The 13,414-nt window shown below is 36.2% G+C and carries 10 protein-coding genes; 5 read left to right on the top strand and 5 right to left on the bottom strand.

Translation table 11 applies throughout. The features are described from left to right. The first annotated feature begins 93 nt into the window (after positions 1-93). From CNR22_02705 to CNR22_02695, 3 genes are read left to right on the top strand one after another with little or no spacing between them, the layout of a single operon-like run. Positions 94-1,626, top strand: a complete 1,533-nt coding sequence (locus CNR22_02705) for a hypothetical protein (GenBank protein PBQ30726.1) — start codon at positions 94-96, stop codon at positions 1,624-1,626. Continuing rightward, positions 1,623-2,870 (top strand): hypothetical protein, encoded by a 1,248-nt coding sequence (locus CNR22_02700; GenBank protein ID PBQ30725.1) that lies wholly within the window; start codon positions 1,623-1,625, stop codon positions 2,868-2,870. The genes CNR22_02705 and CNR22_02700 overlap by 4 nt, the downstream gene beginning before the upstream one ends. Position 2,871: 1 nt before the next feature. Further along, positions 2,872-4,524 (top strand): membrane-bound O-acyltransferase family protein, encoded by a 1,653-nt coding sequence (locus CNR22_02695; GenBank protein PBQ30724.1) that lies wholly within the window; start codon positions 2,872-2,874, stop codon positions 4,522-4,524. A 68-nt stretch (positions 4,525-4,592) separates the two neighbouring features. On the opposite strand, the gene CNR22_02690 is transcribed toward CNR22_02695, so the two are convergent. The 4 genes from CNR22_02690 to CNR22_02675 all read right to left on the bottom strand — a co-directional run bounded on the left by CNR22_02690 (position 4,593) and on the right by CNR22_02675 (position 9,633). Further along, positions 4,593-7,679 carry an ABC transporter gene (locus CNR22_02690; GenBank protein PBQ30723.1) on the bottom strand — a complete coding sequence of 1,029 codons (3,087 nt, stop codon included), beginning with the start codon at positions 7,677-7,679 and terminating at the stop codon, positions 4,593-4,595. Positions 7,680-7,691: 12 nt separating this feature from the next. After that, a complete protein-coding gene (locus tag CNR22_02685; protein PBQ30722.1) occupies positions 7,692-8,162 on the bottom strand; it encodes a hypothetical protein in 471 nt (156 codons plus the stop codon). A 125-nt stretch (positions 8,163-8,287) separates the two neighbouring features. Beyond that, positions 8,288-8,713, bottom strand: a complete 426-nt coding sequence (locus CNR22_02680) for a hypothetical protein (GenBank protein PBQ30721.1) — start codon at positions 8,711-8,713, stop codon at positions 8,288-8,290. An 8-nt stretch (positions 8,714-8,721) separates the two neighbouring features. Continuing rightward, positions 8,722-9,633, bottom strand: coding sequence for a hypothetical protein (locus CNR22_02675; GenBank protein PBQ30720.1), 912 nt, complete (start codon positions 9,631-9,633; stop codon positions 8,722-8,724). Positions 9,634-9,830: 197 nt separating this feature from the next. On the opposite strand from CNR22_02675, the gene CNR22_02670 reads away from it, so the two are divergent. Then, positions 9,831-11,225 (top strand): tRNA uridine-5-carboxymethylaminomethyl(34) synthesis GTPase MnmE, encoded by a 1,395-nt coding sequence (locus CNR22_02670; protein ID PBQ30719.1) that lies wholly within the window; start codon positions 9,831-9,833, stop codon positions 11,223-11,225. 365 nt (positions 11,226-11,590) lie between these two features. On the opposite strand, the gene CNR22_02665 is transcribed toward CNR22_02670, so the two are convergent. Then, positions 11,591-11,842: a 50S ribosomal protein L31 gene (locus CNR22_02665; protein ID PBQ30718.1), complete on the bottom strand. Its 252-nt coding sequence runs from the start codon at positions 11,840-11,842 to the stop codon at positions 11,591-11,593. A gap of 376 nt (positions 11,843-12,218) precedes the next feature. On the opposite strand from CNR22_02665, the gene CNR22_02660 reads away from it, so the two are divergent. Further along, positions 12,219-13,205 carry a hypothetical protein gene (locus CNR22_02660; protein ID PBQ30717.1) on the top strand — a complete coding sequence of 329 codons (987 nt, stop codon included), beginning with the start codon at positions 12,219-12,221 and terminating at the stop codon, positions 13,203-13,205. Positions 13,206-13,414 lie beyond the last annotated feature (209 nt).

Genomic DNA, 13,414 nt, shown 5'->3' with positions numbered 1-13,414 from the left:
ACCATAAAATCCTACATCTTATCCAAGGCTGTTTGTGAACAACTCTTCAGGTCTCTTTTTCCCGCACACAGGCTTCTTTCTTATTTTTATAAAATGCACAAACCTTGGCATAGTCTGGTTTTTGGGATTCTGATTTTTTCAGTGCTCGGACTCTTAAGTTTTTCATTTCCTGAACAAGGAGTGAGGTTAAATAGTTCCCTGGCCCTAAATTTTCCGGATCTGAATACTCTTCTGGGAATTCATTCCAGTAAAAAAGATATTTCGAAGATTATAACAGCCGTTGACGCGATTGATACTTCTTTTACTATTGTTGATCCTGCAGATACTAAAAGACCGCTTAGTGATGTAGACAGTTCGATAACAGCAGAAATTGAAAATAGAAAAAGAACTGGAGCTTCAAGCCCGGATACGGCTTCAAGTAGTTCAGAATTTTACAATACCGATTCTTCAGCAAAATTGATCACCTCCATTCAAATGCGAAATAAGAATGCACTGCGAAAGTTTTTCGATGCCTTGTATCAACTCAAAGAAGATCCAACGGCAATAAGGGTTCTTCACTATGGCGACAGTCAAATAGAAGGCGATCGTATAACAGATTATTTACGGATAAAATTACAAGGCCAATTTGGTGGCCAGGGTCCGGGGCTCATTTCGCTTATGCCAATCGCTTCAAGTGCTATCAACAGGATTACTACAGGCGAAGGGTGGGACAGATACAATGTATTTACAATGAAAGATAAGCGCGTACCTCACAGTAATTATGGCGTTTTAGCTGGATTCAGCAGATTTAGTCCTTATAAAAAAGTGGGAGACACTAATGCTGTTGTGTCTTCAAGTATTATGGTTACAACTACAAAATTTGGTGGTGCGAATGCGATGGGTTACAAAAAAGTAAAATTATTTTACGGTGGCGCAAAAAAAAGAACCTGGTGCGAAGTATACGACGGTCCGGCGTTAATTGCCGCCGATAGTCTTGAAGCTGGGGGAATTCTCCGCATGAAGGAGTATTCTGTGGGTAATGGGTCCAATACACATACTTTAAAATTTAAAGGAAAGGATAGTCCCGATTTTTACGCCATGTCTTTGGAAACTGAAACTGGCGTAATGGTCGATAATATAGCTCTGCGGGGAAGTAGTGGCACATTTTTTCACCAGATAAATAATTCTCAGTTAAAACAGTTTTACGATTACCTGAACGTGAAACTCATCATACTTCAGTTTGGAGGCAATTCATTGCCTGCCATAAGAGATAAAGAAATGGCTGTGAATTTTTCAAATTATATCAGGTATCAAATTTCGTTAATAAAAAAAATGGCTCCTGATGCAAGCATCTTGTTTATTGGCCCCTCAGATATGAGCATTAAAGAAGGAACAGATTATGTGACTTACCCTCTGTTAGAAACTATGCGTAACGCTCTTAAAAAAGTAGTACTCGACAGTGATTGTGCTTTTTTTGATATGTACGATGCTATGGGAGGCAAAAACAGTATGCCTTCATGGGTTGATCAGAAATTAGCGGCCACGGATTACACGCATTTTAGCCCCCAGGGTGCACGCAAGATCGCAACTGTTTTTTACTCTGAACTAATTAAAGAATATAACCTCTATCTAAAAACAATCCATTGAACCTGCTCTTAACCAAATTATTATCTTTTAAACGCTTGTCCTTCCTGACACTTGCGTTATGTTTTCTTTTCGAATTATCTGCCCAGGATACCGTTTCAGAATATCCCTTTATCAAATTTCAGCACAATCATTTGGCTTTTTCAAACGATAGTTCATCTTTTTTAAAGTTCTATAAAAAATTAGACCGGTTGAAAGATGAAAAGAATGTACGCGTAAACATTGTGCACATAGGTGGATCTCATATCCAGGGTGGAACATGGAGCAATGTTTTCCTTTCAGCTTTCCAGGCCGAAAATAATACTACAGGTGGCGGTTATTTTACTTTTCCTTATAAGATTGCTAAAACAAATAGTCAACCGTATGCAACTTCTTTTTCAAATGGAAAATGGAAGCGCTGCAGGGCTGTTGGGAAAGAATTTTGTTTACCACTTGGTATGAATGCTATGAGTATTACCTCAAACGACAGTGCCAATACTTTTGGTGTAGCGCTTACTAAAAAAGCGGTTTGCAAATTGGTAAACGTGGTTAAAGTATTTCATAATTTTAATTCTAGTTTTAGTTTCAAAGTAATTTCAAAAGATAGCGCCACATACGAACGCGCCGAGTTTAAGGAAGATGGCTATACCCTTTTTAAGTTCACTACACCTATCGATTCAGTTCTTTTTGAAATGACACGCGTAGATACGCTTACCAAAGATTTTATTCTTTACGGCATGAGCATGGAAAACGATCTTACCTCCGGCTTTTATCTTGCCGGACTTGGGGCCAACGGAGCCTCCAGCAGTTCTTTTTTACGCTGCGCCGATTTTGTAAAACAACTGAAAGCAATTGAGGGCGATTTGTTTATCATTTCACTGGGTGTAAATGATACGCAATCAAAAACATTCGAAAAAGAAGAATACATTGAGCACTATGATACACTCATTGCAAGCATTCGAAAAGCAAACCCCGACGCAGCTATCATTCTTACAACAACCACAGATAATTATATAAAAAGAAAAACTTCTAATAAAAGAACAATCACTGCAAAGGATGCTATGTTTGAATTAATGACTAAACATAATGTTGCAGTTTGGGATTTGTTTTCAGTAATGGGAGGATACAAATCGATATTGCAATGGCAAAAGGTTGGACTCGCCTCTAAAGACAAAGTGCATTTCACTAACAAAGGCTATACTATCCTGGGAAACCTCATGTATGAAGCCGTGAGAAAATCTTATATGACTAATCAAAAAAAGAAATAACATCGATATTTTAAATCAAATAATTACTTATTCCCAGGACAAACCTTTGCTTTTTACGCAATTGGTGTTTTGGGCATTCTTTTTTATCGTTCTCGTTTTTTATTCTTTCGTCTATAAAGTCAACAAACTTCGTACAATATATTTGTTAGCTGTTAGTTTATTCTTTTATTTTAAAACCAGCGGAGTTTTTGTAATCTTATTACTCTTCACTATTTGTAGTGATTATTTCTGGGGCAAAAAGATCCATAAGTCTTCTTCACCATTACACAGGAAACTTTTCTTAACAGTTAGTGTTATCTTGAACCTAGCCCTGCTTTGTTATTTTAAATACGCTTATTTTTTTACAGAAAGTTTTAACCAAATAACCGGCGATCATGTAATTTTTCACAATCACTTCGCGCAGTTCTCGAATACTTTTTTCTCAACGCATTTTAGTGTCGATAAATTACTCTTGCCGGTTGGCGTTTCTTTTTTCACCTTTCAATCTTTGTCATACACCATAGACCTCTACCGTGGCAAAGTTGAGCCTGTTAAAAGTATTTTCGACTATGGGTTTTTTGTTTGCTTTTTCCCACATCTGGTAGCGGGTCCCATTGTAAAAGCTCACGATTTTATCTACCAGATTTACGAGCCTTATAAGTTAGAGAGAAAAGAATTTGGACTTGCTTTTTTCTGGATCATAAACGGGTTTTGCAAAAAAATTATCGCAGATTACATCGCTGTAAATTACATAGACAGGATTTTCGACAATCCCAATTTTTATACAGGTATTGAAACTATCATCGGAATTTTCGCCTACTCCTTGCAAATCTATATGGATTTCAGCGGTTACACCGACATGGCAATCGGAATCGCCCTTATACTGGGCTTTCGCTTAAAAATGAATTTTAATTCTCCTTACAAAGCAACAAGCACTAGCGAATTCTGGAAGCGTTGGCACATTTCTTTGTCCACCTGGTTGCAGGAATACCTTTACATTCCTCTGGGTGGAAACAGGAAGGGAACACTGGGTTCTTATTTAGCTATTTCTATTCTAATTATTTTTCTCGTTTTATTGAGCGGTAAACTCTGGCTCATTTTAGTGTTTCTTTTTATTGCTATCCTCTTATTATTAATAGCTTATTTTTCTTCTGCAGTTAGAAAAAGCATCAATACAAATATCAATCTCATGGTAACCATGTTACTTGGTGGACTCTGGCACGGTAGCAGTTGGTTGTTTATCATTTGGGGAGGACTCAACGGGCTTGGTTTGATAGCGCATAAGCTCTGGAAAAAAATATCGCCTTTTCGAGATACACAAAATCTTGGCGTAAAAATAATCCTCATGCTCCTCACCCTTACTTTTATTAGCTTCACACGTATTTTTTTTAGAAGTTCAAGTTTAACTACTGTTGAAGCTATTTTCGACCGCATAAAAAATCATATGGGTTCCGATCTAATAATAAATATACTAAGCGGTTACAAATTTGTTTTTGCTTTGGTTATTTTGGGGTATCTTATACATTGGCTTCCCGAAAGGATGAAAGAAAGCTACAGAACATGGTTCGCTTCCCGTTCTTTTCTAGTAATGGGAATTCTGGCCATCATGGCTATCTTTTTAATGTACCAGCTTATGAGTGGTGAAATGCAACCATTCATCTATTTTCAATTCTAGACTGGGCAGTTACTTTTCTTAATAAAAAAACGCCGGATAAACCGGCGCTTAATTTGAAGAGAAGACAATTAATAAACTTTCTTTTTCTTAAACATAGAAAATAAATTTTCAATACCATCCAGCACTTTTTTAAATACATCAAAATAAAGTGTAATGATGAGGCTCACGCTCATACCCCAAATAACACAAATATTAAACCAGAAAGTAGAATAGTACGAGCCAAAAAAGTTTTTACGCGGGGCGAAGAAATGAGCGCGACCAAATTTAGAATCTATCGGATCCTGAAATACCGGATCAGTTTGCTGAATGAGACGTCCGTTTTTCTCAAGACAACGTTCTCCACTTATATCGTTGGCGTTTTTTACAAGCTGGGTTAAGCTCTCGTTCTCTGAGGCGTCTTTAAGAGCCACCAGCCCATCGTTACCAACTTCTTTTATCAGCTGCAGAGTTAGATCATTATGTTTCTTCCTGGCTGCTATGTCTACGTTGATATAGTGTGTCTTTAAAGTATTTCCTAAATAGTCTTTAATTCCTCTGCTAGTAGTCTCCGCATACTTTTCCGGATTTATATCTGCCAATACAGGGCACTTTTTCTTACTGTATTTTTCTTCTTTTTTAAGTTCATTATACAATAAGTCAATGTCTTCTTTTAAATCTGTAGTTTTTTTACCAGCTTTCAGTTCATTGTCAATTTTCCCAACCTTGTTAATGATCTTTTGCATCCAATAATCTTTCTTATAGGAGGCAATACTAATACGCTTATCTTCTTTGTAGAAGGTCTTTTCATATTTATTTTCTTTGAACTGATTTACAGCTAATGCCTCAAAAGCCCATCTGCTTGCCATTATTTCGCCTGCAATGGGAACACTTCCCTGCGTAGCTAATGTTGGATTTAATTTGTCAAACTTCACTACAACACCTGCCAGTAATAATTGCGGAATAATAAGGAAAGGAATTAAAATGTAAATGGTCACTGCGCTGTTAAAGGCAGACGAAATATTTAACCCTAAGATATTTGCAAAGCACGAAGATGTAAACAGGATGATCCAATAATCTAAATACATCCCTTGAATGCCTAAAATGGAATTTCCAACCAGAACAAATGTCAGTGTCTGTATAGCCGAAAGCGCAATCATGATAACGATTTTACTCCACAAATAACTGCCTTTGCTTAAATTTAAGAACGATTCACGCTTACGTATTTTACGGTCACGAATAATTTCCTCGGCGCTTACCGTTAAACCTATAAAGAGAGCAACTACAACCGACATAAACATGTAGGCCGGAATATTCTCATTGTTTTTAAAAATGTAGCCCCTGCTGTTTTCTTCGTCTGTATTAAAATAACGTACAAGATAAGCGAGGATAAAGGCGAGTAGGGGAGCCTCTATAAAGTTAATCAAAAGGTACTGCGTATTTGTAAGTTTACTTTTTACATCACGCGTTAAAAACACTTTAAATTGCTTTAAGATATTTGGAATTTTAAAAATACTTTCCGGTATCTCTGTATGCTTCCGTTCGGTATGAATATCGGTTTCAATAAGTTCTTTGTAATGTGTATTCCACGTCACCGGACTAACTTTACGATTATAAGTTAAATTCCCATATTCATCCAACACCTTGCTTTCAATAATATTGAAAATCTGTTCGGGGTTAACATTCCCGCAATAGCCACATTCAGACTCTTCAGCATTTACATGATTCACCAAGCGCTTGAAATAACTCACAGCATCTACCGGATTTCCGTAATAGATCGGGTAACCGCCCACGTCAAGAATCATTAACTTATCAAACATTTTATAAATGTCTGATGACGGTTGATGGATAACAACAAAAATTAATTTTCCTTTCAAAGCAAGCTCCTTTAAAAGGTCCATAATATTTTCAGAGTCACGCGATGATAAACCGGATGTTGGCTCATCTACAAATAAAACACTTGGCTCACGAATTAATTCTAACGAAATATTTAAGCGTTTACGTTGCCCACCGGAAATAGTTTTCTCTAATGGTGAGCCTACTTTTAAATGCCGGGTTTCACTTAAGCCTAAGCTGGCTAAAAGATCATTACAGTTTTTTGCAATTTCCTCATCCGGAAGATTTCCAAAACAAAGTTTCGCGTTGTAAAATAAATTTTCATAAACGGTTAACTCTTCAATCAATAAGTCATCCTGGCTAACGTGACCAATAACGCCTTTAATCTGATCTTGTTCTGTATGAATATTTTTCCCATTAATTTTTACAGATCCCCCGCTGGGAGTTTCCATACTGTTAAGTACATTGAGTAAGGTTGATTTTCCGGCACCAGAGCCGCCCATTATGCCAATGAGCTTACCGCTTTCTTCACTGATATTAATGTCTCTCAGGCCAAGTTTACCACCTTTAAATTTGTATTCAAGATTGGTAACTTCAAAGGTGATTCTCGGACGTGATTCATCACTTAAAAAACGACCGATAACATCACTATAATAAATGGGCTTTATTTTGCTTGAACGAATCGAAGATCCAGGTGTGAAAATGTGAACGCGTTCCCGCGAAATGCCTTGACCGTTTAATTGTAATTCTATCTTCCCGTAAATCCTCAAAGCATACATCGACACGCTTTCTATCTGCACAATACGAACGTCTTCATGCATGGGCTCGCAATAAACATGTCTGCTTTGATTTTGATAACCATTTGGCTTATCATTAATTACCAGAATGTTCGGGCTATCAGGAATACTTTCGGCGCTATCTTCAATAAATGCTTTCAACATTTGAAACTCATTCATTGGAATATTAAACGTGTCAGCTACCGTTAAAACGAATTCATATTCCTGCTCAGAAATTTCGTTACTAGAATAAATAAACTCCAGCAAACGAATAAGCACAATCACTTTTTGAGGTTGTTCTAATTCCTGATTTATTTGGGTACATATTTTTAAAACCTTTACAGAATTCAGAGAGGTTCTTTTTGCAGCGCCTTCTTTACGTTTACTGGCGTTTTGGTGAGACTCCAGGTACTCATCAAAAATCTTTAAATAAGTTTCAACCTGCTCGAGATTTAATTGTTGCTTTAAGAAGGATTGCACAATCTGTCTTCCCGTATTGTTAATGCCGTCCACCTTCGCAATAATTGCGAACATTTGCATCAGGGCTCTTAATATTCGTTCACTCATGGTTTGTTTTTATTATTTTCTATAAATAGTTTCATAGAAACAACGTGATATTTTTTTAATTTGTAGGGCGTCCTGTTTAGTGAAGTCTGTTTCAGCACCACCAAATACAATGGATGTTATTCCCTCCTCTTTTAAAGTAACAATGTAATTTTTGGCAACGCGAACTACAAATAATCCCATAGTCTTGCTTATCTTGTATTGCTTGCTATCAGGCTTTACCCAATAGCTTTTACTCCCTGATCGTAATTCAAGTTTATCTACTTTATTGAAGTAGAAATTTTTTGTTACAAGAATTCTCAGGTACAAATAATCATCTTTGGGATTACTGGATTGAAAGATTTTTATAACGGATAAATTTTTGAGTGTAGTTTCGAGCGATGTTCCCTGCAACACCTTTCCTTCTTCAGGAAGTGTCAGTGTGTCATTTAAAAATTCAAATTCGCACGCTGTTTGACTCTTACAAACAGTGCTAAAAAAAATCAATGCAAATAAAATGAATTTAAGCTTCATTAAGAATGTAATCCTGTGTAATGATTTAGGAGCTCCAAGATACAAAAAAAGGATAAAAACAGCGTTTTTATCCTTAAAAGAAAATTATTTTTTCAGAATTATTTTTGCTTGAAGCCGATCAAAATAACGGCACATCCTGAACCTGGATTTTTGTTAACATCCAGTTGCGCCTCAATAATAGTTTCTACAGTGGATTTCACTTTAAAATCCCAATACGGAGCATTTTTTTGACCGTGATTGCTGAATAATAGATGACGGTCCTGATCGTAAATATTAAAGATCAGATTACCATCCGATCTTCCACTACACGCAGCAATGCGATAAGTTGTTTCTCCGAAAAAAGTAGTGTGAAATTCGGCGTATTCTTCAGAGTTAAGTAAAAGTGAACGGTATTGTTGCCCGTCAGAAATAAAGCTCGAAATAATATGTTTGGCACACATGCTTGCAATAGTGTCGCACTGTGCTTTCAAATTAATACAAGTGCCTGCTGCAACAAATGTCAGGACTAAAATAAATTTCTTCATCTGATTTATTATGATTTTGTTGTATTAACGATTTTATTCCTGATCTCACCTAACTTATCACCAATCTTTTTCAATTGGTCATCTGTAACAATTACTTCTGTTGTACTGTTGATATAGGTAACTTTTTTTAAAGTATCTGTAACAGGTTCAACAAAATTGTACTTGAATTGTATGCCGTCGTATACTTTTGAAAGATCAGTCAGCATTTTTGTTAACTCTGCAACTTCTGGTGAAGGGTACCCGCCAAGTATTTTTATAATACTTCCGAGAGCTTGTTTCTGCTCAGCTATTCGAAAACGAATAACATCGGTCGATTTATTCTTATAAGCATTTAATGAAAAATGCATGCTTTCAATCCATCCTCCTGTAAGAATCAAACTGCTGATATCTGTTCTTTGATTTTCTTTTAAATAAGCGTCACTCCCTCTATAAGCAATACCCACCAGCACCATCATACTGTCTTTATTCGTAATATTATTTTTAATTCGCTCCATGGTCGGACCATCAAAAGCCGCAGATATACCTAATTTATCAGTAAGTTGTTTTATAGACGCCAGGTAGCCCAAAGCGTCCTGTGTTTGATTGTAAAGTGAAACGTAACCAAGATCTGCACCGTATATGCCAAGGTTCAAAGCGCGTGTAAAATCAGTAGAGTAAGTATTAACTTTGTTAGGTGCGCTCAGAATAGATTTATCATATGTCACACCGCTCTTCTGAACCAGAAGTGCTGTTTGAATAGGAGAAGGTACACTGAAAAGTTCTCCGCCAATATTTAATACTGCAGCTTTTACTGTATCCGGAGTTTCTATTAAATCATCCTTATCATCTTCTGTTTTAGTTTCATTGCAGGAAGCAAAAAAAACTGCCGTTAAGGCAAGTACCAAAAAATGTTTATTAAACATGTATTTAAAAAGATTCATCGGCAAAATTTGAAGTTTAAAGGTAGATTAAATTTTACTGCAAGTAAACAAAAATTAATGATATTGACAAAAAAAAATAAGACTCAGCATAAGCCCGGAGTTTACTACTTCCGCAGCTAGTCACAAGATAAATAACAAAATATTTCTATTCCGTCATTATTTTTTAACCAGAGAATTTTAGATACTTTAGTGTCTTCATGAAATTTATAACAGACGACACTATAGTGGCTCTGGCAACTGCTCACGGTAGTGCTGCTATTGCCGTATTAAGGCTAAGCGGCCCAAAGGCCATCCACATTGTAGATCAATTTTTTTTTACAAAGTCACTCAAGAAAAAATCACTCGCTTCTAAACCTTCACACTCTGCAAACTTTGGATTAATTATTCATCAGGAAGTGATTATCGACGAGGTTCTGGTAACTATTTTCAAAGGATCTAATTCTTACACAGGACAGGACAGTGCAGAGATTTCGTGCCACGGCTCCTATTTTATACAACAACAGTTACTCCAGATTTTTTTAGACGCTGGAGCCCGCATGGCCCAACCTGGGGAATTTACAATGCGCGCTTTCCTGAATAAAAAATTAGATCTTAGTCAGGCTGAAGCCGTGGCAGATCTTATTGCCAGCAATTCTTCAGTGTCGCATCAGGTAGCTATGCAACAAATGCGTGGAGGCTTTAGCGATAAAATAAAAGTACTTCGGAGTAATCTTGTAAACTTTGCCTCCCTGATTGAACTTGAACTTGATTTTAGTGAAGAAGACGTGGAGTTTGCAGACCGTAAAGATCTTAAAAATCTTATCACCACTATTAATTCGGTTATTCATAAACTCATAAATAGCTTCGAACTTGGAAATGTTATAAAGAATGGTGTTCCGGTGGCGATTGTCGGAAAACCAAATGCCGGAAAATCTACTTTACTGAACGTTCTGTTGGATGACGACAGAGCCATAGTTAGCGAAATTCCTGGAACTACGCGCGATACCATAGAAGATGAAATAACTATTGATGGTGTCTTGTTTCGCTTTATTGATACAGCCGGTCTCCGCACAACAACCGATATCATCGAGCAGATTGGCGTGAACAAAGCGCTTGAGGTAATGAAAAAATCAGCCATCATTATCTACCTTTTCGACTCCCATGACCTGAGTAGTGGCGATCTCAAAAACGAAATTGAACTTTTAAAAGAATACATCGGCACATCTCAATTACTGGTGGTTGCAAATAAAATTGACACTGAGAATTATGACGATCTTAAAGCAGAATTTTCTGAATTTGAGGATATGATCTTAATCTCTGCGAAAGAACATAAGAACATTAATGTGCTCCAGCAAAAACTCGTTTCGCTTTTTGATATGCGAACACTTGACACCTCTGATACAATCGTAACAAACGCCCGCCACGCAAATGCACTTAAGAATGCAGGCTTAGCTTTAGACAATGTTACAAAAGGATTAAATACAAATATCGCGAGTGATCTATTGGCTTTAGACATTCGATATGCCCTTGAGGAACTTGGAAATATTACCGGTCAGGTCACTAACGAAGATTTATTAGAAAATATTTTTACCAAATTCTGTATCGGAAAGTAGTAAAAAAGACATCATAGTTTTTTTCAAATTGCTTCTCAGGCGCAGGTGCCCTGATAATCCAAGCCTATAATAAAAAAAAGTTTGTAGCAAACTCTTTAATGATAGAGAATGCAAGAGCATCAAACTAAGAAAAACAGGAAGCGCTTAAGATTTTATACTGTAGCAAGAAGTATGGTTTGGCAGAACACCATTCAGGATCCTAGATGGAAAAACTTTTGAATTTGATTTAATTATTGGCTTTCAAACTTCAGGATACATCTGTACCGTAGCACCATTCTACCTCCAATAACGAAAAGATTTCAAAAAAAGCTAAATAAAAAAACCCCGCTGGTAACGGGGCTTTTCAAATCAAAATCAATTTAAGATTATTTCTTTTTTGCATAACGCGTACGGAATTTATCCACACGACCAGCAGTATCTACTAATACTTGTTTACCAGTATAAAAAGGGTGAGAAGTCATTGAAATATCTAATTTTACAAGAGGATACTCATTACCGTCTTCCCATGTTAAAGTTTCTTTAGTATCAGCGCAAGAACGTGTCAAAAAAGAGTAGCCATTACTCATGTCTTTAAAGATGACCATTCTATAATTTTCCGGATGAATTTCTTTTTTCATTATATTTAGTTTTATTTTATTTCGGGCTGCAAATATACAAGTAATATTTTATCTGGCAAATTTATAGTTATGCGGTGCATTTAAATTTGTTTTTGAATGTTAAAACCTGATTTGATGTTTTAACACTAAATTAACGTTTAAGTCACTTATTTAACTTTTTAAAAATCTAAAATAGAAAGCAAACCTATCTAAATAAACTGGTTTTTCAACCAGTTAAAGTTAACAAAATTTGAACTTAAAGCCTTTAAAATGAGTAATTTCATCTAGGGCCCCAATAAAATTGACATTGAGTATTTGTTTTTTAAAATTCTTTAACTAATTTAGCAGCCTAAGTACATTCTATTAAATGTGCGACGTAATTTCTTAAAAACAAAGTATGAAAAAACTTTTCGTTAAAATTGCCTTTGCAGTAGCAGGTTTTACTGGGGTTGCATCCGCTCAACAGGATCCTCAGTTTACTCAGTTCATGTACAACAAACTCATTTACAACCCAGGCTATGCCGGTACTACAGGTGCTATTTGTGGAGTTTTGCAGTACAGAAAACAATGGCTGGGTTTTACAGGTGCGCCAACAACTTTTGCTTTGGCTGCTGATATGCGTTTAAAAGCCGCTCCAATTGGTCTTGGTATTACTGTTATGAGTGATAAAATCGGACCAATGACCACAAATTATGTACGTTTAGCTGGGTCTTTCAACAAAAAATTAGGCGCAGGAACATTAGGAGTAGGTATCGATGCGGGTATTCTGCAAAAAACTATCAGTTCAACATGGATTGTACCAGAACCTTTAGAAGTCGATAATTCAATCCCTGGAACTGGCGGAACGAACCCAAATGGCAGTCCACTTTTTACAAATGGAAATTTAAACAAAGTGACTTATGATCTTGGTTTAGGAGTTTTTTATAACATCCCTGGCAAAGCATATATTGGTTTATCATCTACTCACCTTCCTTCTCAGGAAATTGAGCAAGGTAAATTAAAATTTAAAGAAAAAGCCCATTATTATTTGATGGCTGGTTACACTTTTCAAATTAACAAATGGAGCAAGATTACACCAAACGTTTTGTATAAAAATGACTTAGCTGCATCTTCCTTAGATGCTAACTTAACATTCTTGTGGAGCGACATGATCTGGATTGGTGGAACTTACCGCGTTAACGATGCTGCTGCAATCCTTGCAGGTTTCCAAAGACAAGCTTTAAAAGGAAACGCTTTAAGTTATAAAGTAGGTTTATCTTATGATTTTACAAATCCAAAATTAAAAACTTATTCTACCGGTTCAGTTGAATTTGTCGTAGGTGTTTGTTACACACCTATTCCTAAGACTAAGACAAGTTACCGTAATGATAGATTTTTGGAATAAAATAGTGTAACCTTTAAGTGAAAATTTCGTTTAAACCTTTTACAACTAACAATTAATGTTAATAACTTTACAAAAAAGCAGCAATGTAACCTTAGTTAAAGTTGCGGTTATAAACAAAAACAAGTAATATGAAAAAACTCTTGATATTAGCGTCCTTCGTAGCTGTTGTTGCAGGTTGCAACAAACGTTCCGGTGAGTTGATCGGTGTC

The organism is Sphingobacteriaceae bacterium (assembly GCA_002319075.1).
Classification (GTDB): domain Bacteria; phylum Bacteroidota; class Bacteroidia; order B-17B0; family Aurantibacillaceae; genus Aurantibacillus.
The sequence above is the reverse complement of the archived record's forward strand: the minus strand, read 5'-3'. Positions and strand labels throughout refer to the sequence as shown.